Annotated in this window: 17 protein-coding genes; 6 read left to right on the forward strand and 11 right to left on the reverse strand. The window is 72.9% G+C overall.

What is annotated here, in order from left to right; translation table 11 throughout:
- Nucleotide 1: 1 nt before the first annotated feature.
- The 7 genes from IE326_RS10145 to IE326_RS10175 form a co-directional block, all read right to left on the reverse strand.
- Nucleotides 2-856, reverse strand: coding sequence for a class-II aminoacyl-tRNA synthetase family protein (locus tag IE326_RS10145; protein WP_150230266.1), 855 nt, complete (start codon nucleotides 854-856; stop codon nucleotides 2-4).
- Between the two features lie 43 nt (nucleotides 857-899).
- A complete protein-coding gene (locus IE326_RS10150; RefSeq protein ID WP_150230264.1) occupies nucleotides 900-1,793 on the reverse strand; it encodes a diiron oxygenase in 894 nt (297 codons plus the stop codon).
- 23 nt (nucleotides 1,794-1,816) lie between these two features.
- The gene (locus IE326_RS10155) at nucleotides 1,817-2,860 is read right to left on the reverse strand and encodes a class I SAM-dependent methyltransferase (RefSeq protein ID WP_190041334.1); all 1,044 of its coding nucleotides are present in this window, start codon (nucleotides 2,858-2,860) and stop codon (nucleotides 1,817-1,819) included.
- The gene (locus tag IE326_RS10160) at nucleotides 2,857-3,699 is read right to left on the reverse strand and encodes a class I SAM-dependent methyltransferase (RefSeq protein ID WP_190041335.1); all 843 of its coding nucleotides are present in this window, start codon (nucleotides 3,697-3,699) and stop codon (nucleotides 2,857-2,859) included. Before IE326_RS10160 ends, IE326_RS10155 begins: the two co-directional genes overlap by 4 nt.
- Nucleotides 3,700-3,818: 119 nt before the next feature.
- The gene (locus IE326_RS10165) at nucleotides 3,819-4,361 is read right to left on the reverse strand and encodes a MaoC family dehydratase (protein ID WP_150230256.1); all 543 of its coding nucleotides are present in this window, start codon (nucleotides 4,359-4,361) and stop codon (nucleotides 3,819-3,821) included.
- Between the two features lie 99 nt (nucleotides 4,362-4,460).
- Complete coding sequence (locus tag IE326_RS10170) at nucleotides 4,461-5,693, reverse strand: trans-sulfuration enzyme family protein (protein WP_190041336.1); 1,233 nt, start codon at nucleotides 5,691-5,693, stop codon at nucleotides 4,461-4,463.
- Nucleotides 5,694-5,826: 133 nt separating this feature from the next.
- Nucleotides 5,827-7,260: an MFS transporter gene (locus IE326_RS10175; RefSeq protein WP_150230252.1), complete on the reverse strand. Its 1,434-nt coding sequence runs from the start codon at nucleotides 7,258-7,260 to the stop codon at nucleotides 5,827-5,829.
- Between the two features lie 164 nt (nucleotides 7,261-7,424).
- On the opposite strand from IE326_RS10175, the gene IE326_RS10180 reads away from it, so the two are divergent.
- Complete coding sequence (locus tag IE326_RS10180; RefSeq protein ID WP_229915276.1) at nucleotides 7,425-8,177, forward strand: HD domain-containing protein; 753 nt, start codon at nucleotides 7,425-7,427, stop codon at nucleotides 8,175-8,177.
- An 82-nt stretch (nucleotides 8,178-8,259) separates the two neighbouring features.
- Nucleotides 8,260-8,988 (forward strand): hypothetical protein, encoded by a 729-nt coding sequence (locus tag IE326_RS10185; RefSeq protein WP_190041337.1) that lies wholly within the window; start codon nucleotides 8,260-8,262, stop codon nucleotides 8,986-8,988.
- A gap of 101 nt (nucleotides 8,989-9,089) precedes the next feature.
- On the opposite strand, the gene IE326_RS10190 is transcribed toward IE326_RS10185, so the two are convergent.
- On the reverse strand, nucleotides 9,090-9,620 hold the full coding sequence (locus tag IE326_RS10190; RefSeq protein WP_229915277.1) for a hypothetical protein: 531 nt from the start codon (nucleotides 9,618-9,620) through the stop codon (nucleotides 9,090-9,092).
- Nucleotides 9,620-16,738, reverse strand: a complete 7,119-nt coding sequence (locus IE326_RS10195) for a hypothetical protein (protein ID WP_190041339.1) — start codon at nucleotides 16,736-16,738, stop codon at nucleotides 9,620-9,622. Before IE326_RS10195 ends, IE326_RS10190 begins: the two co-directional genes overlap by 1 nt.
- Before the next feature lie 450 nt (nucleotides 16,739-17,188).
- Between IE326_RS10195 and IE326_RS10200 the strand changes: the two genes are divergently transcribed.
- Entirely contained in the window at nucleotides 17,189-17,908 is a 720-nt protein-coding gene (locus IE326_RS10200; protein ID WP_190041340.1) for a hypothetical protein, read from the forward strand.
- Nucleotides 17,909-18,108: 200 nt separating this feature from the next.
- Nucleotides 18,109-19,323 (forward strand): Cmx/CmrA family chloramphenicol efflux MFS transporter, encoded by a 1,215-nt coding sequence (locus IE326_RS10205; RefSeq protein ID WP_190042201.1) that lies wholly within the window; start codon nucleotides 18,109-18,111, stop codon nucleotides 19,321-19,323.
- 8 nt (nucleotides 19,324-19,331) lie between these two features.
- On the opposite strand, the gene IE326_RS10210 is transcribed toward IE326_RS10205, so the two are convergent.
- Both IE326_RS10210 and IE326_RS10215 read right to left on the reverse strand, forming a co-directional pair.
- Complete coding sequence (locus IE326_RS10210) at nucleotides 19,332-19,604, reverse strand: DUF4031 domain-containing protein (RefSeq protein WP_150230247.1); 273 nt, start codon at nucleotides 19,602-19,604, stop codon at nucleotides 19,332-19,334.
- 43 nt (nucleotides 19,605-19,647) lie between these two features.
- On the reverse strand, nucleotides 19,648-20,004 hold the full coding sequence (locus IE326_RS10215; RefSeq protein ID WP_150230243.1) for a DUF8819 family protein: 357 nt from the start codon (nucleotides 20,002-20,004) through the stop codon (nucleotides 19,648-19,650).
- A gap of 237 nt (nucleotides 20,005-20,241) precedes the next feature.
- On the opposite strand from IE326_RS10215, the gene IE326_RS10220 reads away from it, so the two are divergent.
- Together IE326_RS10220 and murQ are read left to right on the forward strand one after the other, a co-directional pair.
- A complete protein-coding gene (locus IE326_RS10220) occupies nucleotides 20,242-21,165 on the forward strand; it encodes a MurR/RpiR family transcriptional regulator (protein ID WP_150230241.1) in 924 nt (307 codons plus the stop codon).
- A 76-nt stretch (nucleotides 21,166-21,241) separates the two neighbouring features.
- Nucleotides 21,242-22,168: an N-acetylmuramic acid 6-phosphate etherase gene (murQ, locus tag IE326_RS10225; protein WP_150230239.1), complete on the forward strand. Its 927-nt coding sequence runs from the start codon at nucleotides 21,242-21,244 to the stop codon at nucleotides 22,166-22,168.
- Nucleotides 22,169-22,196 lie beyond the last annotated feature (28 nt).

Genomic DNA, 22,196 nt, shown 5'->3' on the forward strand with positions numbered 1-22,196 from the left:
GTCAGATCACCGGCCCGGCCGCGTCCAGGACCGCCCGGGTCGCCGCCTCCCAGCCGCCGTGGCGGCGGGTCAGCGCGGACAGCCATCGTTCGAGGCCGAAGGCGACGCAGCTGGTGAAGGCCGGTCCTCCGGTCGAGGCGAGCGTGATGTCGCAGCGTTCGCCGAAGAAGTTGCGGTGGGTGTTGACGGAGGCGATCGCCAGGTCCTCGTACAGGAACTCGTACTTCACCGGGGTGAGGCGCTGGAGGAGCGCCTTGGAGCCGCCCTTGTCGAAGAAGGGGTCGCAGGCGGCCTCCTTCCGCAGGGACAGGCCGACGGCCTCGGCGAAGGCGTCGACGCGGGCGGTGAAGGCGGTGAGGTGGTCCTCGGCGTGCCCGCGGGCGCCGATGGCGACGACCTCCCGCATGCGGAAGCCGAGCTGGCGGCGCATGCCCTCGTAGTGGGTCTCCTTGCGGAAGCACCAGGAGCAGACGGTGACGAGGGTGTCGTCGGCGACCTGCCGGCCCTGGTGGTCCAGGTAGACGGCGTAGCAGGAGGCGGAGGGCAGGCCGAGGCCGGCCGGTTCGAGGGCGGCGGGCGCCCAGTGGCCGTGCTCGGCGTCGAAGGGGCTGGTGAGCCGCTTCTCCAGGTCGAGGGGGGCGGCGAGGACGGCCTGGTGGGGGAAGTTGTCGTAGTAGTCGAGCCGGGCCAGGTCGGCGGCGGGCAGGAGCGGCGGCATGGTCATCGGGCGGGCGCCCGCGGCCAGGCCCCAGCCCTCGAAGGTGTCGTCGAGGAGCCGCAGCAGGCGGGTCCCCTCCGGCCCCAGGGAGGGCAGGCCCCTGGTCGCCCCGACGGTCTCGGGGGTGGTGACGGTCATGGTCGGTGCACCTCTCGGGTGTGTTCGCGCGCAGGACCGGTTCTCAGAGGACGGGCAGGGTGTCGTCGGAGAAGATCCCGGTCTTCAGGAAGAAGGCGAGCGGCTTGCGGATCGCCTTGCGCTCGTGGGCGCGGCGGGCCGGGTCGGCGATGAGGGCGTTGCGCAGGGCCAGCGGATCGGCGATGCCGGCGTCCTTGTACACGTGGGGGTTGTAGAGGGAGTTGACGCTGTAGACGACGTACCGCTTGAGGTACGCCTCCACCTCCCGGACGCGCGCGGCGGGCACGGCGTCGCACATCCGCTGGTACAGCAGGGAGACGAGCTCGCGGCCGAAGGCGATGTGGCGGGACTCGTCCTGGTGGTGGATGCGGTTGACCTCGCGGATGGTGTGGCAGAGGGAGGTGTCCTTCGCCATCCGGGAGTTGTAGTGGTCGACCAGCTCCTCGAAGAAGAGGATCCGGGTGAAGACGAGGAAGTTCTCGACCTCGGGCTCCCAGGCGGCGTCGGCGCGCATGGCGGTGGAGCCGTAGATCTTGTTGCCGTAGCGGCGGCAGAACTCGGAGAAGAACCACATGTGTTCGTTCTCCTCACCGATGAAGTGGTGGAAGAAGTCCGAGGGGACCTCGAAGCCCGGCATGTGGATGCGGCCGACGACCTCGATGAGGAGTTCGCGGATGCCGTGCACGTTGAGGCTGTAGAAGTTGACCGACTCCCACTTGGAGAGGCGCTTCAGGGCGTCCTCGCCGAGGCGGTCGTAGTGCTCGGTGCCGAAGACGGTGAGCAGCTCCGGCGTCATCCAGAAACGATTCTCCTCCAGGGTCTCGGGCCACTGGAAGGTCTGGTACGGGTTGTAGTAGTCCTCGACGGAGCGCTCGCTGAGCCGCTCCAGGACCTCCATGAACCGGTCGGTGACGGGCAGGGGGGCGGCGACGCCCATGGTGCGACTCCTTCGCTGGGGGGTTACGGGCGGACTTCGTAGACCGCGTTGACCGGGGTCTCGGCGGCGCGCCGCCAGCGGGTGAAGCCGGCCTCCTCGGCGATGGCGCGGAAGGCCCGCTCGCCGGAGTGGTTGCCGAGCGCGTGCGGGCCGCGCTGGGCGACGGCGACCGGCAGGCACATCACGGCGGACAGGGCCATGAACATGCGGGCGGCGGGCGTCTGCGCGTCGACGTCCTGCGGGGAGACGTTGGACTCGACGAGCATCCAGGTGCCGTCCGCGTCCAGGGACTTGTGGACGTGCTGGGCGGCGGCGACCGGATCGCCCATGTCGTGCAGGGCGTTGAAGAAGCAGACGAGGTCGTAGCCGCTGCCCGGGTAGTCGTCGGCGGAGGCGACCTCGAAGACGACGCGGTCCGAGAGCCCGGCCTCCTCGGCCAGTTCGCGGGCGATCGCGACGGCCTCCTCGGAGTAGTCGAAGCCGTGCACGGTGGCGTTCGGGAACGCCTCCGCGATGAGGAGGGTGGTGTGGCCGACGCCGCAGCCGACGTCGGCGACGGTGCCGCCGGCGGCCAGCTTGTCCGTGACCCCGCGCAGGGCGGGCAGCCAGTCGGGGACGAGCTTGTGCTCGTACGTCGGCTGGAAGAAGGAGCCCATGCCGGTGTCGAGGGCCGCGTCGTGCTCGGCCCAGCCGACGCCGTCGCCCGTGCGGTACGCCTCGACCAGCAGGTCCTCGGTGGCGTACAGCGCCTTCAGGGCGGTGAAGAACCCGGCGGCGTAGGTGACGGCCTTCGGGTCGGCCAGCACCTCGGCGTGGTCGGCGGGCAGCGTGTACGTGAGGGAGCTCGGGTGCCGCTCGACGTACCCGGCGGAGAGCTGCGCGTGCAGCCACTCCTCCACGTACCGCCCGTCCGTGCCGGTCCGCTCCGCGAGCGCGGCGGCGGTGAGCGGGCCGTGGGCGGCGAGCGCCTTGTAGAGGCCGAGGCGTTCGCCGAGGGCGACGGTCAGGCCGCGGACGGCCGCGCCGGCGTCGGTGATGACCCTCTGGTGGAAGTCGTGGGCGCTCACGCGGCCACCTCCTGGCTGGTGGTCGGCAGGTCGCAGGTGAAGAGGAAGGAGCGAGGGACGCCGGGGACGGTGCGGGCCGGGACCGGGTAGGGCCAGCGCTCGAAGTCGGCGCCGTCCTCGCCGGGCTGCCGCACCTCGCGGACGGCCCAGCCGCAGTCGGCGAGCAGGCCCTCGGGGTCCTCGGTGCCGAAGAGCCACGGGTTGCCGTCCTCCTCCAGGGCCTTCATGAAGCCGCGGGCGAGCGGGTTCACGAGGGCGGCCCGGGAGATGACGTCGCCGAGGAGCACGGAGCCGGGGGCGGCGTGCGCGGAGAGCGTCGAGATCAGGGTGCGCACGGCCTGCTCGGGCAGGAAGAACAGCAGTCCCTCGACGACCCAGAGGACGGGCTCGTCGCTCTTCCAGCCGGCCTCCTTCAGGGCGCCGGTCCAGTCCTGGGTGAGGTCGACGGGGACGGCGACGCGGGTGCGCCCGGCGGGCCGCGGCTCGCCCTTCAGCAGTTCGGCCTTGGCCTCCAGGAGGGCCGGGCGGTCCAGCTCGTAGACGGTGACGCCGTCGGGCCAGGGCAGCCGGTGGAAGCGGGTGTCCATGCCGGCGGCGAGGAAGACCACCTGGCGGATGCCCCGCTCCTCGACGGCGGCGGTGATCGCCCGGTCGAGGTAGGTGGTGCGGATGGCGAGGAACGGCACGATGCCGCCGCCGTCGTAGCGCTTCAGCAGCTCGAAGCCGATCTCGTCGGCGACGGTGCGCGCGTAGGGATCGGCGAACAGCCGGTCCTCGCGCTCGGTCTCCAGGGCCCGCGCGGCGGCGGTCCACTGGGCGGTGCGGGATACGGCCTCCACGGGAGGTCCCCCTTCGGGTCGGTGGTCAGGAGAGGTGCGGACGGCCGTGTTCAGGGCCGGGCGGGCACGCGGCACCCGCCGACGGGCATACGGACCCGTCGGGCGGGCGGGCGGACCCGTCAGGCGGTCATGGCCGGGACACAGCTCTCGGCCCGGGCGCCCGTACAGCCGACGGGGTCCTCGGCCGCGGGCATCGACGACGGATGCGCGGCCTCGGCGGCGTCGGGGCGCCGGCGGAAGATGCTGTGCAGGATCATGCTGAACACGGCCGTCCCGTCGGCGGCCACGAGCGTGCACCGCGGCTTGACGGTGCCGGTGGCGGGATTGAACGGCGACGGCGTCGCGCCGAGGACCTCGACGCGCGCGGTCAGGACGTCGCCGGGACGCACGGGGCGCAGGTAGCGGACCTCGTCGATGCCGGGCGAGCCGAGGCAGTCGCTGTAGGCGAGCAGACCGTCGACGTACCGCCGCATGAAGAGCGACTGGGTGTGGAAGCCGCTGGCGATCAGGCCGCCGAACGGCGAGTCCTTCGCCCGCTCGGGGTCCGTGTGGAAGGGCTGCGGGTCGAAGCGCCGGCCGAAGTCCAGCACCTCCTCCGCGGTGACGGTGACGGTGCCCAGTTCGTGGACGTCGCCGGGCCGGAAGTCCTCGAAGTAGCGCATCGCGCGCCCCCTTGACCTAGGAGTTCTACGTTTCCTGGCACCACCCAATCTACGAATCAGCCATTTATTTTGTCAACCCAAAAGAAGGTCCGACTCCCTTCAGGAGAGGGCCCGTTCGGGGCGGGGGAGTGCCGGCTCGGGGCGGGAGAGACCCTGCTCGGGGCGGGAGAGGGCCTGTTCGACGTCGCTCCACAGGTCCTCGACGTCCTCGATGCCGGCCGACATCCGCACGAGCCCGGGAGCGATCCCCGCGGCCCGCAGGGCACCTGCGTCCAGCTCGCGGTGGGAGGTGGACGCCGGGTGCGCGACGAGCGTCTCCACGCCGCCGAGCGAGAGCGCGAGCTTCGCGAGCCGCACCCGCTCGATGAAGGCCCGCCCCGCCTCCCGGCCCCCGGCCAGCTCGAAGGAGAGCAGCCCGCCGCCGCCGGCGAGCACCTTCCGGGCGGTGGCGTACGTGGGGTGGTCCGGGCGCCACGGATGGTGGACGGCCGTCACCTCGGGCCGGGCGGCGAGCCGTTCGGCGAGGGCGGCGGCGTTGGCGCAGTGCTCGCGCATCCGCAGGGGCAGCGTGGGGAGCCCCCGCAGGGTGAGCCAGGCCGCGAACGGATCGGCACAGGACCCGAGTTCGACCGTGCGGGGCCAGACCCGGCGGCGCAGGGCGCCGTCCGCGAAGACGGCCGCACCGCCCAGCACGTCGGAGTGCCCGGAGAGGTACTTGGTGGTGGAGTGCACGACGACGTCGGCGCCGAGCTCCAGCGGGCGGCACAGCACGGGCGAGGCCAGCGAGTTGTCGACCAGGCTCGTCACCCCGAGGGCGCGGGCGGCGGCGAGCAGCCCGGGGAGGTCCGGGACCCGGCCGGTGGGGTTGGCGATCGTCTCCAGGACGAGGAGCCGGGTCGCGGGGTGCACGGCGGCGGCCTCCAGTTCGGCCGGGTCGTCGCCGGAGATCCGGACGACCTCGATGCCGTACCGCTCCGCCAGGTCGGTCAGGACGGCGTGCGTCCCCCCGTACAGGCAGCTCTGGGCGACCACCCGGTCGCCGGGCCGCAGCAGCGCGAGCAGCACGCCGCTGATCGCCCCCATGCCGGAGGCGAAGGCGATCGCCCCCTCGCCGCCCTCCAGGGCCGCGAGGGTCTGCTCCAGGGCGCGGACGGTCGGGTTGCCGCGGCGGCCGTAGACGTACCGGCCGTCGGGCCCCGCCATCGCGTCGGCGAGCTCGGCGGCCGAGTCGAAGGCGAAGGCGGAGGACTGCACGAGCGGCACGGACAGCGGCCAGCTTCCTTCCCCGAAAGGCTCGTTGAAGACGTGCACGGCACGGGTGCCCAGTTCCATGGTCACTCCTTCTGCTGAATGCGGACGGACTGCGGACCGACTGCGGTCCGGATCCGGACCGGCTGCGGAGAAGGGGCCGCCCGGCGTCCGGGACGGACGTCGGGCGGCCCCTCGCGAAGCGGATCCGGGCGGCTCAGGCGGCGACCTTCTCGCCCTGCGGGGCGGCGGCGGCCTCGGTGGCCACGGCCTTGTCGCCCTTCATGACGAGGAGGGTGATCACGCCGCCGACTGCGGCGACGATCGCGGCGCCGACGAAGGCGGCCGAGAAGCCCTCGGTGAGCTTGGGCAGGTTGCCGAGCTGGTCGGCGCCCTGCGACATGGCGACCGCGGTGAGGGCGGCGAGGCCGAGCGCGGAGCCGACGTTGTAGGTGGTGTTGACGATGCCGGAGGCGAGACCGGCCTGCTCCTGCGGGGCGCCGGACATGGCGGCGATCATCGCCGGGATGTAGGCGAGGGACATGCCGAGCGCGGCGACCAGCGAGGCCGGGAGGACGTCGACGAGGAAGGAGCCGGTGGGCTCGACGGCCGCGAGCCAGACCAGGCCGGCGGCGAGGACCAGCAGGCCGCCGCCGATGAGCGGCTTGGCGCCGACCTTCATCATCAGGCGGGAGGTGATGGCCGTCATGAAGATCATGAGGAGCACGGTCATCGGGAGCAGCGCGGCGCCGGAGGCGAAGGCCCCGTAGCCGAGGACCTGCTGGAGGTACAGGTTGAGGAAGTACCACATCGGGATCCACGCGGCGCCGAGCAGCGTCATCGCCAGGTTGGCCGAGCCGAGGCGCGGGACGCGCCAGACGCTGAGCGGCATGAGCGGCTCGCGGACCGACTTCTGGATCACGAAGAACAGGACCAGGAGGGCGGCGGCGCCGGCGAGCTGCAGGATCGTGCCGGTGGAGCCCCAGCCGACCTCGGGGGCGCGGACCACGGCGAAGACGGCGAGCGCGAGGCCGGCGGTGACGGCGGCGGCGCCGAGGACGTCGACGGAGCCGCGGCGGGAACCGACCTCGGGGAGCAGCTTGGTGGCGGCGAGGGTGGCCAGGCCGATCGGGATGTAGATGATGAACACCCACTGCCAGGCGGCCCATTCGGTGAAGACGCCGCCGAGGAACACGCCCGCGGTGCCGCCGGCCGGGGCCGCGGCGCCGTACAGCGCCATCGCCTTGCCGAGCTCCTTCGGGTCGTGCATGAAGAGCATCATCAGGAGGGTCATCGCGGAGGGCGCGATGAGCGCGCCGCCGACGCCCTGCACGGCACGTCCCGCGATCTCGACCCAGGCGGTCTGCGCGGCGGCGGCGAGCACCGAGCCCGCGATCATCACGGCCCAGCCGGTGACGAAGATCTTGCGCGCCCCGACGAGGTCGGAGAGGCGCCCGCCGAGGAGCAGCAGACCGCCGAAGACGATCACGTAGGCGTTGAAGACCCACTGGAGCTCGCCCTGCGTGAAGCCGAGGTCCTTCTGCATCTCGGGGAGCGCCACCCCGATGATCGAGGTGTCCATGATGACCATGAACTGGGCGGTGGCGAGCACGAGAAGTGCCCACCAGCGCCGGGGATTGACGTTTGACATCGCACTGCCCTTCACTCGCGGCCGACCGGTGGCCTGGGCCGTTCGCATACCCCAGGGGGGTACCTACGCGGAGCACCGTAGCATACCCATGGGGGGTATGTAAGGGAGAGATGGGGGCCCCGTCCCGACCGGCTCCGGGGCGCCCCGGCGGGCAGAATGCGCCCATGACCGCAACCGAGGACAGCGCGACCGGGGCCGGCGACCTCCTCCGGCGCTGGAACGCCACCCTGCTCGCCGCCCGCGCCGGCCGCGAGGGCCCCGACCCCGCCCCGTACGGCCACGACCTGCTGGGACGCTGGGCCGAACCCCAGCGCCGCTACCACACCACCGCCCACCTGCGGGCGGTCCTCGACCGGATCGACGAGCTCACCGACCAGGGCGGCGGGGGCGGGGAGCTCGAACTCGTGCGCCTCGCCGCCTGGTTCCACGACGCGGTCTACCGACCCGACCGCTCGGAGAACGAGGAACGCTCCGCCGCGCTCGCCGAACGCGCCCTGCGCGAAGCCGGTCTGACCGAGCACGAGGTGGCGGAGGTGGCCCGCCTGGTCCGCCTCACCGTCACCCACGACCCCGCCGAGGGCGACCTCAACGGCGAGACCCTGTGCGACGCGGACCTGGCGATCCTCGCCACCGCCTCCGATACCTACAGGGGGTATGCCGCAGCCGTCCGCGAAGAGTACGCCTTCGTCCCCGACGACGCCTTCCGCGAAGGCCGCGCCGCCGTCCTCCGCCACCTCCTCGCCCTCCCCCGCCTCTTCCGCACCCCCTACGGCGCGGCGGCCTGGGAGGAACAGGCCCGCGAGAACATGGAGAAGGAACTCGCGGAACTCGAAGGAAATCCGGAGAACGCGAAACCCACGGAGCTGACGGACATGTCCGGAACGGACGGAGCGGACCGTTCCGAAGCCAGCCCGTGACGGGGACCGCCGCCTGCCGCCGATAGGATCCCTTCGATTTGATCTTCATCCGCAGCGGGCGCCAGAAAAGAAGAAGAGAAACATGAGACTGCGCAGGACCCTTCCGATCGCCGTCCTGGTGCCGGCGCTGCTCGCCCTTTCCGCGTGCAGTGGCGAATCGAAGGAATCCGGAGAGGACGGGAAGAATTCGAAGGCGAGCGCGCAGAGCGGGACCGCCGCCGAGGAGAAGGCCGAGGCCGAGGCGGAACGCATCGGCGCGGTCGGTCCCGGGGCCCTGCGGAAGGCCGTCCTCAGCGGGAAGCGGAACGGCTTCGAGGCCAAGACGGTCGGCACTGCCGAAACCCGGGCCGGCAAGGACGTGAAAGCGGACAAGGCCGCCTGCCAGCCGCTCGCCAGCCTCGCCGGCGGCTACACCCACCTCCCCGCCGTGAGCGTCGAACACCGCTCCCTCGACCCCCTGGAGGCCAAGAACGCCACCGTCGGGTCGATGTTGCTCGCCTCCCACTCGGAGGAGGACGCCCGGCGCGTCATGAACGAGCTGCGGACCGCCGTCGAGAAGTGCCCCCAGGGCTTCAGAACCCTCGGCCTGGCCTACACCGGCATCCGGCCCGTCCCGGTGTCCGCGCTCGGCGACGAGGCGATCGGCTACCGCATCACCAGCGTCGTCGGAAAGCAGGACGTACCCATGACCTGCACCGTGGTCCGCAAGGGCGGCGTCATCGCCGCTTTCCACGGCGTCAACATGCTGGCCCCCGACGACAGCGCGATCCCGGAGCCCCTGGTGAAGGCCCAGCTGGACCGGATCGGCTGACGCACGCCGCGGGCACCACGCACGAAGGGCCACCCTGGACGGGGTGGCCCTTCGCCGTTCACGCGGTCCCCCGGAGGGTCATCCCCCCGGGGAACCCGCCGTCACGGCGTCCAGACGAACGGCGTGCCGGGCTCCAGCGCCGTCGGCCGCCCGGCGTTCAGCTCCAGCAGACGGTCGTACGCGCCCTCGCCGCCGATCCGGATCCCCAGGGGGTATCCGGGATCGGCGAAGAGGTACCAGCCGTCCTCGAAGCGGAACTCCAGGCACTCGTACGCCGTGTCCGGCTCACCGGCCCCGGTGGACGAGTCCGCCGGGACCACGCCCCGGATCCGGGTGACGCGCAGCGAGGAATGCGCGTCCGTGAAGACGTCCAGACCTCGCGAGTCCAGTGCGAACTCCTCCTCCTCGTCGAGCAGGGCTTCGGGAATGCACGGCTCGGCGACGAATCGCACCGTCATCCGGCCCTCGTCGGGAACGGTGACGAGTTCCACGAACCCGTCCGCCAGTTCCAGGAAGACCGATGCCGGGAAAGGCCGGAAAACCGGCCGTTTCCCGTCCCTGTCCACATATCCGGGGACGAGAACGTCCTGCACCCTCGCCCGGCCCAGCCGGTCGAACACCGAATCTCTCATCACAGCATCACGATAGACTTGTCCATCGCCAATCCGGACTCCAGCAGGGTCCACCACTCACCGTTGGTCTTCACGACGAGCGTCAGTCCACTGCCCCGGAAGATGTGACCGGCGGGCTGTTCCACCTTGAGCGTGCCCAGTCCCACGTACTTGACCTTGCCGCTGGTGATCAGCTCGAAGAGGTCGGCCAGCATTTCGGCGCCCTCGTCGTCCTTCCACTTCGGATAGGTCTTGCCGAGGAACTTCCCGAGCAGCGCCTTCTTGCTCTGCCAGTGCGCCTTGAAGTTCTTGCCCCCGGTGAGCCCCTTGAAGCACGGGACCTCCGGCTCGTCGGACGCGGCGGCGGCGCTGAACGACGCCCGGGTGAACGAGGTGGACGACATCGTCGCCACGCCCGACTTCACCAGACAGTGCGGCGGCTTGGGACCCTCCTTGCGCACCTTCTCGATGATCTTGCGGAGCTGGTTCAGCGTCCGCTTGCCCCACTCGGCCTTCTCGAAGAACTTCCCGATGCCGGTGACGACGGTGGTGATCGCCTTGCCGACCGCGGGCAGCTTGCCCACGATGGCCACCAGGCTCGCCACGTTCACCAGCGTCCACAGGCAGCTCTCCACGTCGCCCTGACCGAGGCAGCGCTTGAGGTCGTTGACACCGATGAACTCCAGGAGGATCTCGGCGCCATTGGCGATGACCCAGTCGATCACGCCCGCGCCGACGGCCTGGAGGGCGGCCCGGTAGTCATCCACGCACTGCTGCCCGCACTCGGCCAGCAGGATCTGCTCCTCCTCCGCCGTCATCTGCTGCCAGTTCGAGTCGCCGCCCACGACCGGTGTGTCACCGGACTCCATGGCGGCCTTGCGCTCGGCCTCGATCTCCTTGCGCTCCTCCTCCTCGGCATGGGACGCGGCGGTCTCCGCCTCGTCGGCGTACTGCTGGGAGTTGGCGGCGGCCTGCTCGGCGGAGGAGGCGTCCTGCTCGGCCTGGGTGGCCGCGCCGTCCGCCTCCGCGGCGTCCGCGCTCGCGTCGGTCGCCGCCTGCCGGGCGCTCGCCGCGTCCTTCTCCGCCTCCGTGGCCGCATTGCCGGCCGCGGCCGCGTCGGACTCCGCCTCGTTCGCGGCGAACGATGCCTGCATCGCGTCGGTACCGGCCTGCATGGCCCAGCCGTCGGCGCGCTCGGCCGCGGCCTGGGCGGCCTTCGCCGCCTTGGCGGCCTCGGCCGCCGCGATCTGGGCGCGCTTCATGGCCTTCGCCGCGCGTTCCGCGTCCTTGGCCGCCGCCGCTGCCGCCTCGGCGGCCAGCTTGTCGTCGGCCGCCGCCTGCTCGGCGAGGCGCTGGGCCTCGGCGGCCATCTCGGCCGCCTGGGCCTCCTTCGCCGTGGCCGCCGCCGCCTGCTGCTGCGACAGCGTCAGCGCGCTCTGCCCGGTCAGCACGGCGAACGCCGCGGAGGCGTCGGTCTCCTGGTAGGGAGTGCCGAGCGCGATGGCCTCCTTGGCGGGCTTGACGACCTGGAGGGCCGTGTCCCGGGCCGCGCTCGCCGCCTGGGAGGTGGCGTACGCGTACCCCGCGGTCTTCGCCGCCCACTGGGCGGTCTGGACCGCCTCGCTGTGCGCGGCCGCGGCCTCCTTCTTCGCGACGGCCGCCGCGGCGGACGCCTTCTTCGAATCCTCCTCCGCCTTCTTCGCGTTCAGGGCCGCCGCCTCGGAGGCGTCGATCGCCTCGGCCGCCGCCGCGTGCGCCGCCGCCGCGGAGCCGGAGGACTTCAGATACGCGGCCCAGGCCCCGTCGGATGCGGAACGGGCCCGCTCCGCCGCGCCGTTGGCCACGGTGGCCGCGGCACGGGCGTTCTTCGCCGCCGTGGTCGCGGTGTTCGCCGCGGACCACGCGGCCGCGGCCGCGGACACGGCCTGGTCCGCCGCGGCACGCGCCTCGGTCGCCGCCTGGCGGGCCTCGGTCGCCGACGCGGTGCCCTCGGCCGCGGCTGCCGCCGCTTCGAGCGCCGCCGCGCGGGAGAGCGCGGCGTCCTTGTCCCGGTCGGCCTTCACCGCGGTGTTCCGGGCCGTCTCGGCACGGGACTCCGCCTCCAGCGAGTCCTCCAGGTGCCCGAAGGCGCTCTGCCCGGCGGCCACGGCGCTGCTGCGGGCCGTCGCCGCGACGCCCCGCTGCTCCTGGGCGGCCTGTTCGGCCACACCCGCCTTGTCCCGCTCCGTCTCCGCGGTCGCCCGCGCGGCGGCCGCGTTGGCGCGCTCCAGCTCGGCGACGGCACGCTGCTGCTGTGCCGTGCCCGCTGCGGCCTTGGCCTCCTGCTCCTCCCGTTCCGCGGTGGCCTGGGCCGCCTTGGCGATCTTGAGGTTGGCCTCGGCCTCGGTGGCCTGGCGGTCCGCGCTGTCGGCGGCGGCCTTCGCCTGGGCGGCGGCCTCCTGCGCGGCGATGCGGTGGAACTCGGTCTTCAGCGCGTGGGACTCGGTCTGGGCCAGCGCGAGGAGCGTCTGGGAGGTCGAGACCGTGGCCTTCGCCGCGTTGAACGCCGTCTCCGTCGCCTTCGCGGCGGCGGTGGCGGCGGCGCCCGACGCGCGGGCGACCTGCACCGACTGCTGGGCGTACATCAGGCCGCGGCCGCGCGGGACCTCGGCCGCGTCGGCGATCGCCCACGCGTCCTTCTGCGCGGTCACGGCACGGCCCGCGGCGGCGTTCGCCGCCTCGGCCTGCGTCTTCGACGCGGCCACCAGGGCCTGGATCTTCCCCCGCGCGTCGGCGAGGTCCGCGTTGGCCCGGTCGAACATCGCCTTCTTGGGCTTGAAGATGTTGTCCGGGTCGCGTTCCAGCAGGTCGTGCCAGTACTTCTGCCAGCGCAGGACCTGGTCGGCGCGCCACGCCTGCCCGATGGCCTCCACCATGTTGTCGGCGGCGGCGCGGGTCGCGGCGGCGGCGTCGGCCTCCGCGCGCATGATCAGGGCGCGGGGCGCGGCCTGGCCGGCGTACTCGGCCTCCCACTCCGCGGACGCCTGGGAGGCGACCTCGGACAGGGAGTTGCGCGGGTCGATCGGCTCGGCGTGGTCACAGGCGGACCACGCCTGCTTGAGGTTCTCGACCTCGATGCGGAACTCGGGGGTGCCCTCGGCGACCTTCTTGCCGAGGAAGCCGCCGTGCTTGAGGTAGGAGGCGATGTCGGTGGCGGTGGTGCCGCCCGGGAAACGGGTGTTGGTGGGGTCGGCGTCGCGCAGCATGAGGTCGGCCGACCAGTCGTGCCAGGCGTCCTTGCCGCGGTTCTGCTCGGTGATCTCCCGCGCCTTCGCCAGCGATTCGGTGCTGGGGTTGGTGTGGTCGTCCCAGCCGAGCCTGTTGGCCAGCTGCGCCTGGAACGCGGCGGTGAAGCCGAGGATGTCGGCGCCGAACTTCGGTGCGTGCAGGGTGATGCCGTCGTCGAAGGAGCTCATGGCGTACGGCCGGTTGGCGTCCTCCAGGACCGCTTCGCGGGCCGCGATGGAGTCCCAGTAGGCGTTGCCGGCGGCGCCGTCCTTCTCGCTGGCCTGCCCCAGGGGCATGAACCCGATCCAGCCGACGTCGCCGATCACGGCGGCCAGCTGGTCGTTCGTGCCGGTGAGGCCCTCGATGGCCTTGGCCTTCATCTGTGCGCCGCCCGCGTGCAGGGCGACACCGGCGAGGCAGCGGTTGAGGCGCGGGGTGGAGCGGACGTCCTTGATGACGGCCGTCAGCTCGTGCAGCCGGCGCAGGGCGTTGTCGGCGTCGACGAAGATGCGCCGCACGCCGTCGGAGACCTTCTCGATCGCCTGGGAGAGCGCGGGCATGCGGCCCACGATCACGGCGTTCGACGCGATGTCGACGAGGTCCCAGAGGCAGTCCTCGACGTCGGAGGTGGCCAGGCACTGCTTGACCTTCGCGGCGTCGAGCTGTTCGAAGAGGATCGAGCCGCCGTTGTCGGTGGCCCACTTGACGATGTCGACGGAGACGGCGGCGAGGCCGTCGCGGTAGTCGTCGACGCAGGTCTGGCCGCAGGCGTCGAGGAGGATCTTCTCCTCGCGCTCGCCGAGCACCGGCCAGTTGTTCGCGCCGCCCTCGATCGGGGTGACGCCCTCGGCCAGCGCGTCCTTGTGCGCGGCCTCGTTCTTCTCGCGCTGTTCCTGCTCGGCCTTCTTCGCCGCCTCCTCGGCGGCGGTGGAGTCGCCGTTCGCGTCGGACGCCTTCTCCTCGGCGTCCTTGGCGGCCTTCTCGGCCTCGGCGGCCTTGCGCGCGGCCTCGGCGGACGCCTCGGCCGAACGTCCGGCCTTCTGGTTCGCCTCGGCGGCGTGCCGCTCGGCGTCCGTGGCCTCCCGGTCGGCCCCGGCGGCCTCGCCGGCCACCTCGGTCGCGGTGTTACGGGCGCTCAGGGCGTCGTTGCCGGCCTGCTGGGCGTGTTCGCCTGCGGTCTCGGCCGCGGTCTTCGCGGCCTTCTGCGCCTCCGTCGCCTCGGCGGCGGACGCCTGGGCGCGGGTGACGGCCTCGACGGCGCGGACCGAGTCGGCGGCGGCGCGGGCGGCGGCCTCGGCCGCGAGCTTCGCGTCTCCCTGTGCCTGGCCGGCGGCGGCCTGGGCGTCGGTGGCGGCCTGGTTGGCCTCCGCGGCCTTCGCCTCGGCGGCGGCTGCCTGCTGCTCGGCGATCGTCTTCGACGACTGTCCCACCAGCACCGCGAACGCGGCCGAGGAGTCCTTCTCCTGGTACGGCGTGCCGGCCGAGATCGCCTCGGCGGAGGCGGTGACGGCGGCCTTGGCGCTGTCACGGGCGGCGAGCGCGGCCTGCCCGGCGGCGTAGGCGCGGCCGACGACGGTCGCGGCGGACTTCACCGCCTCGTCGGCGCCGGTCTGCGCGGCGGCGGCCTCCTCCTTCGCCTTGGCGGCGAGTTCGGTGGCGTTCTCCGACGCGGTGGCGGCCAGGTCGGCGCGGAGCGCGGCGTCCTGCGACGCGTCCAGCGCGGTCGCGGCGGCGGCGTGCGCGGACGAGGCCGCGCCCAGGGAGGTGTAGTACGCCTCCCACGCCTTGCTCGCGTTCGCCTCGGCCCGCTCGGCGGCGCCCTCGGCGGTGGTCGCGGCGGACCGTGCGCCGACGGCGGCCGCGGTGGCCTCGTCGGCGGCGGCCTGCGCGGCGGTCGCCGCCGCGGCGGCCTGCGTGGCGGCCGTACGGGCGGCCGTGGCGGCGGCCCGCGTCTCGGCGGCGGCCTCCGAACCCTCGGCGGCCGCCGCGGCGGCCTCCAGGGCGGCGGCGCGGGCGGCGGTGGCCAGCTTGCCCTGAAGCGCCGCGAAGGCCTTCTCCCGGGCGGCCCTGGCCGCCGCGGCCTTCTCGTCGGCGGTCTTCCGCTTGGCCTTCGCCTCGGCGGTCGACGTACCGGCGGCCGTCTCCGCGGACTGGGCCGCGGTCTTCTGCGTACCGGCCCTGCCCTCGGCCTCGGCGGCCTTGGCACGCTCGGCGGCGGCCGTGGCACGGGCGGCGACGGCGGTGGCCTTCTCCGTCTGCGCCTTCGCCCGCTCGCTCGCCGCGGTCTCCGCGGCCGACTTCGCCTTGTCCCGCTTCTGCTCGGCCGTCGTACGGGCCGATCCGGCGGTCTCGGCGGCCTGGGCGGCGGCCGTGGCGTTGGCCACGGCGCTGTCGGCGGCGGCCTTCGCCTGCGCGGCGGCCTCCTCCGCGGCGACCCGGCGGAACTCGGTGTTGATCGCGTGCGAGTCGGTCTGCGCCTTCGCCAGCAGGGCGTCCGCGTCGGCGACCGTCGCGTCGGCGGCCGACTTGGCGGTCCGGGTGGCCTTCGCGGCGGCCGAGGCGGCGGCCGCGGAGGCCCGCGTCACCTGCATCGACTGCTGCGCGTACATCAGGCCACGGCCGCGCGGCACCTTCGCGGTGTCGGCGACGGCCCAGGCCTCCTGCTGCGCCGTCGCGGCGCGCTCCACCGCCGCGGCGGCCGCGGCGGCGTGGGCGTCGGCCGAGGTCGCGCGGGCCGCCGCCTCGGTGCGGGCGGCGGCGAGATCGGCCGTCGCCTTGTCGTAGAAGGCCTGGTCGGGCTTCTCGAAGATGGTGTCGGGGTCGTTGGCGAGCACGTCCTGCCAGTGCTTGCGCCAGATGAGGATCTGCTCGGCGATCCACGCCTGCCGGATCGCCTCGATCATGTCCTCGGTGGCGAGCCGGGTCGCCTCCGAGGCGTCGGCCTCCGCCTGGATGATCGTGGCCCGCTGCGCCGCCTGGCCCGCGTACTCCTGCTCCCACTCGACCATCGCGGTGATCACGGGGCCGTTCAGCCGGCGGCGGGGGTCGATCGGGTTCTGGTGGTCGCAGGCGGCCCACGCCTGCTTCAGGTCCTCGACCTCGACCCGGTACTCGGGCGAGTCCTTGACCGGCTCCGCCGCGGCATAGCCGCCGCGCCGCAGGTAGGAGGCGATGTCGCTGGAGGTCGTGCCGCGTGACCATTCCCAGCCGACGTCCTGGAGCATGGAGTCGGCGGCGAAGTCGTCCCAGTCGTCCTTGCCGCGGTTCTCCTCGGTGAGGGCGCGGGCCTTCTCGACGGCCTCCGCGCTGGCCCGGCTCCCGCCGTCCTTGCCGAGCGGCACCGCGAGCTGGACCTTCGACAGGGCGGTGAAGTAGCTGACGTCCGCGCCAAATTCGGGCGCGTGCCAGTCCATGCCCTCGTTGTTCCAGGCGGACTGGACATAGGGCTTGTTCGCCGCGTTGAGTTCCTCGGTGCGCTTGGCGAAGGCGTCGATGTACGCCTGTGCGGTCTCGCCGTCGGCGTCCTTGGCCTGTCCGAGGGGGCCGAAGCCGATCCAGCCGATGCTGCCGACGGCCGTGCGGAGCTCTTCGTCGGTGCCGGTGAGCGCCCCGATCGCCGTGTTCTTCAGCTGCGGACCGCCGACGTGGAGGGCCACGCCGGTGACGCAGCGGTCCAGTCGGCGCTGCTCGCCGATGCTGTTGCGGTAGAGCCCCTGGTCCTCTTCCGGCGGCGTGTCCGCCAGGGCGGGGGCGCCCTGGATGACGCCCGCGAGGACGGCGGTCGCCGTGGCGAGCGCCGTGAAGCCGGTGGCCCTGGTGAGGGCCGCCCTTATGCGACGCCGGCGTCTGCCGACGTCCCTGAGCAAAGACATTCGCGTGCCTGACAATCTTCTCGATCGCTCGGCAGACGAAATTCGCGGGCATGCCAAAGGGGCGGCCCTGTTCGGCCGCACGTAACACGAAAACCGCACCGAAGCGGCCGCCCCACCCCTGGAACTCCGCTGCCGCTTACCCCGCGACGATGTCACGTCGACCCTCCCGCAGGAAGATCAAATAATCTTCGCCTAGCAACACCGAGGGCCCCATAGGGGAGCAAAACCAACCCCCGCTTGATCATTTTGTTACCACCCGTAAGGGGCCTCCGAGCAGGCAGTTCACCTCGGACGGAGGACCTTGCGCCTCACAATCGAGCAAAATATCCCTTGCCGCACATATCACCCCCGCCGACATCCAAACGTGATCCGGCCGCTCCCCCTCCGCCGCTAGGATCATTTCGTTTACGGTCCGCCCGCAAATGAGCATCCCCGGAAAGAACCAAGAAAATGAGACTGCGCAGGGCCCTCCTGATCGCCTCCGCAATACCCGCCCTTTTCCTGACGACCGCGTGCAGCGGCGGGCCGGCGGATTCCGAGGGAAAGAAGCCGGAGCCCTCCCGGAAGAGCACGCAGAGCGCCCAGGAGAAGGAGTCCGCCGAGGCGAAGCGGCTCGGCACGCTCGACACTCCCGCCCTGGAGGAGGTCGTCCTCACCGGCACGGTCGCCGGCATGGAGGCGAAGAAGATCGCCAAGGCGGAGGTCGAGGCCGGCCGGGACATGGACGCCGACCGGAAGGAGTGCCGGCCGCTGGCCAGCATGATCGGCGGCTTCACCCACATCACGCCGGTCGCCACCGCCCACCGCTCCCTGCAGAGCGCGAAGGCCACCGAGGCCACCGTCGGCTCCATGTGGCTCGCCTCCCACTCCGAGCAGAACGCCACCCGCGTCATGGACGAGCTCGGTGCCGCGGTCACCGCCTGCCCCAAGGGCTTCAAGACCCTCGGCCTCACCTACGGCAAGGTCGAGAAGCTGCCCGCGCCCGAGCTCGGCGCCCAGGCCGTCGCGTACCGGATCACCGGCGACATCGGCAAGCAGAAGGTCCCCATGACGTACACCGTCGTCCGCGAAGGCGGCGTCATCGCCGCCTTCTACGGCGTCAACATGCTCGACCCCGAGAACGCGGCGATCCCCGAAGCGGTCGTGAAGGCCCAGCTCGACCGCCTCTGAACCCACCCCGGGACGAAAGGGTTCCCCCGGTGCGCGGAGCACCGGGGCCGCCCGCCGGACAGCGAGGGGCGTCTCGCATCGCGAGAAGGGCCGCCCCCGGCGGAATGACAGGGACGAATCACCCGTTGGGACATGTCATGCCGTCTCCCTCTCCCGAGCCCGTCCCCACGCCCGCCCCCACCCCCGCGTCCTCCCCCCGGATGCCCCTGGCCGTCTACATCCTCGGCCTCTCCGTCTTCGCGCTCGGCACGAGCGAGTTCATGCTCTCCGGCCTCGTGCAGCCCATCGCGGAGGACATGGACGTCACCATCCCGCAGGCGGGACTGCTCATCTCCGCCTTCGCCATCGGGATGGTCGTCGGTGCGCCGCTGCTCGCCGTGGCGACCCTCCGGCTGCCCCGCAAGACGACGCTGATCGCCCTGATCACCGTCTTCGGCCTCGGCCAGGTGGCGGGCGCGCTCGCCCCGAACTACGCGGTCCTCTTCGCGTCCCGCGTGGTCAGCGCGCTCGCCTGCGCGGGCTTCTGGGCGGTCGGCGCGGCCGTCGCCATCGCGATGGTGCCGCAGACCTCCCGGGCCCGCGCCATGGCGGTCATGATCGGCGGGCTCTCCATAGCCAACGTCCTCGGCGTGCCCGCGGGCGCCTTCCTCGGCGAGCACCTCGGCTGGCGCTCGGCGTTCTGGGCGGTCGGCGCGGCCTCCGCGATCGCCCTCGTCGGCGTGGTGACCCGCATCCCGCACATCCCCCGGCCCGAGACGAAGCCCCGGCTCCGCGAGGAGCTGGCGATCTACCGCGACCGCCAGGTGCTCCTGTCGATCGTGGTCACCGCGCTCGCCGCGGGCGGCGTCTTCTGCGCCTTCTCCTACCTGGCGCCGCTCCTCACCGACGTCTCCGGCCTGGACAAGACCTGGGTCTCGGCGGTCCTGGCCCTCTTCGGCATCGGCGCCCTGGTCGGCACGGCGATCGGCGGCCGGGTCGCCGACGCCCACCTCTTCGGCGTCCTCCTCACCGGCATCACGGCCTCGACGGTCTTCCTGGCGGCCCTCGCCCTCCTGGCCTCCTCGCCCGTGGCGACGACCGTCCTGGCCTTCCTCCTCGGCGTCTCCGCCTTCTACACGGCCCCCGCGCTCAACGCCCGCATGTTCAACGTCGCGGGCGCAGCCCCCACCCTCGCGGGCGCCACCACCACCGCCGCCTTCAACCTCGGCAACACCGGCGGCCCCTGGCTCGGCGGCACCGTCATCGACGCCGGCCTCGGCTACGCCTCCCCCGCCTGGGCGGGCGCCGCCATGACCCTCCTGGCCCTCGCCACCGCCGCCGTGGCCCTCCGCCTCACCCGCACCGCCAGGTCCCGCGTCGTGATCGGCGCCCAGGCCGCCCCGGCGGACCGGAAGGCGTACGACCACCAGGGCTGACCCGGGCCCTATCCCTGTGCCGCCCGGCCCTTCGGGCGGCGCAGGCCCGCCTCGGTGAGGCGGCGGAGGAGCTCCTTGGAACCGACCTCGACCGCGCCCGCGTCGACGGCCTTCCCGTACCAGTCGGAGGGGATGTCGTAGTGGTCGCGGTCGAAGCCGCGGGCGGGGGCGCCGAGGGCGGCGGCGAAGGCGTGGAGCTCCTCGAAGGAGACGTCGCTGACCAGGTGGGACCACATGCGGCCGTGCCCCGGCCAGGTCGGGGGGTCGATGTAGAGGGTCACCGGCGGAGCCCCGTACCGCCGGGCGCCCGGCGCCTCCGGGAGCTCACGTCAGGCCGCCGACCGGGGCCACCACCACGCCCTGCTCGCCGCAGACCCAGTGGGGGTCGGGGCCGAGCTCGGGCTCGACGTCGAGGGCGTGCGGGTCGCCGGAGGAGCAGACGGGGCAGAGGGGCCAGCGGCCGTACTGCTCCAGGAGGGCGTCCTGGACGTCCTGGGCGACGAGTCCGGAGACGTACGCCACACCCTCGGGCCACTGCTCCACCCACCAGCGGCGGTGGGCCACCGACTCCTCGACCATCGACACGACCTGGGCGGCGGCCACGTCACGCGCCGCGAGGTCGGCCAGCACCAGTGCGCGAGCGGCGTGGAGCGCCTGCTCCACGGGGTCGATGTCGTCCATGGGGTTCATTGTCCCCCGGCCGGAGGGGAAAGGACGAAGACGTCCTCCCCGGCCGGAGGGGAAAGACGAAGGCGTCCTCCCGGGCCGGGGAGGAACCGCAGACGCCCTGCCCCGGCGAAGGGGAAAGGGGACGGGACGCAGACGCCCTCCGGAGCGGGCGTCGAGGACCAAGGTCCCCTCCCGATCCGGGACGTACGGGCTCTTGTCCGCGCGTCCCTCTGAAAGTATCTTTCAAGCGTGACCAATGACGTGAAGGAAACTTTCAGCGGCGAGGCGCCCCCCGCACCGGCCGCCCTCGCCGCCAAGGTGCGCACCCTCGCCCCCTCCATGACCCGCTCCATGCAGCGGGTCGCCGAGGCCGTCGCCGGGGACCCCGCCGGCTGCGCCGCCCTCACGGTCACCGGCCTCGCCGAACTGACCGGCACCAGCGAGGCCACCGTCGTCCGCACGGCCCGCCTCCTCGGCTACCCCGGCTACCGCGACCTCAGGCTCGCGCTCGCCGGGCTCGCCGCCCAGCAGCAGTCCGGCCGGGCGCCCGCCGTCACCGCCGACATCGCCGTCGACGACCCGGTCGCCGACGTCGTCGCCAAGCTCGCCCACGACGAGCGGCAGACCCTCGCCGACACCGCCGCCGGGCTCGACACCGTGCAGCTCGGCGCCGTCGCCGCGGCCTGCGCGACCGCCCGCCGGATCGACGTGTACGGGGTCGGCGCCTCCGGCCTCGTCGCCCAGGACCTCGTGCAGAAGCTGCTGCGGATCGGGCTCGTCGCCCACGCCCACAGCGACCCGCACCTCGCCGTCACCAACGCCGTCCAGCTCCGCTCCGGCGACGTCGCCCTCGCGATCACCCACTCGGGCTCGACCGGCGACGTCATAGAACCCCTCCGGGTCGCCTTCGAGCACGGCGCGACGACGGTCGCGGTCACCGGCCGCCCGGACGGCCCGGTCAGCCAGTACGCCGACCACGTGCTGACCACCTCCACCGCCCGCGAGAGCGAGCTCAGACCGGCCGCCATGTCGTCCCGCACCAGTCAACTCCTGGTCGTGGACTGCCTGTTCACCTGCGTCACGCAGCGCACGTACGAGACCGCGGCCCCTGCCCTCGCGGCCTCGTACGAAGCCCTGGCGCACCGCCACTCCCCCCGGACCACCAACCGCTGAACCCGGCCCCACCGACCACCGCACCCGACCCCACTGACTCCACCGACCCCGTCGACCAGGAAGAAAGCAGCCCGCCGTGTCCACCACGTACTCCGAACTCCGCGCCCAGCTGGCCACCCTCACCACCGAGGCGTTCCGCCCCGAACTGGCCGAGATCGACCGGCTGTCCACCCTGGAGATCGCCCGCATCATGAACGGCGAGGACCAGTCCGTCCCCGCCGCCGTGGCCCGCGCGCTCCCCGCCATCGCCGCCGCCATCGACGCCACCGCCGAGCGGATGGCCCGCGGCGGGCGCCTGGTCTACCTGGGCGCCGGCACCGCCGGGCGGCTCGGCGTCCTCGACGCCAGCGAGTGCCCGCCCACCTTCAACACCGACCCCTCGCAGGTCGTCGGCCTGATCGCGGGCGGCCCCTCCGCCATGATCCAGGCCGTCGAGGGCGCCGAGGACTCCAAGGAGCTGGCCGCCGCCGACCTGGACGCGCTGGGCGTCGGCCCCGACGACACGGTCGTCGGCGTCTCCGCCTCCGGCCGCACCCCGTACGCCATCGGCGCGGTCGAGCACGCCCGGACCCTCGGCGCGCTCACCATCGGCCTCTCCTGCAACGCGGACAGCGCGCTGGCGGCAGCCGCCGAGCACGGCATCGAGGTCGTCCCCGGGCCCGAACTCCTCACCGGGTCGACCCGGTTGAAGGCGGGCACGGCGCAGAAGCTCGTCCTCAACATGCTCTCGACGATCACCATGATCCGGCTCGGCAAGACCTACGGGAACCTCATGGTCGACGTCCGCGCCTCGAACGAGAAGCTCCGGGCCCGCTCGCGGCGCATCGTCGCGCTCGCGACCGGCGCCCCCGACGAGCAGATCGAGGCCGCCCTCACCGCCGCCGAGGGGGAGGTGAAGAACGCCATCCTGATCATCCTGGCCGACGTCGACGCCGCAACCGCGGCGCAGCGCCTGAAGGACTCCGGCGGCCACCTGCGCGCAGCGCTGCACGCGACCGCCTGAGCCCCCACAGACGCGTCCGCCCGAGCCC

The sequence above is a fragment of the Streptomyces filamentosus genome, from assembly GCF_014654895.1.
Taxonomy (GTDB): Bacteria; Actinomycetota; Actinomycetes; order Streptomycetales; family Streptomycetaceae; genus Streptomyces; species Streptomyces filamentosus.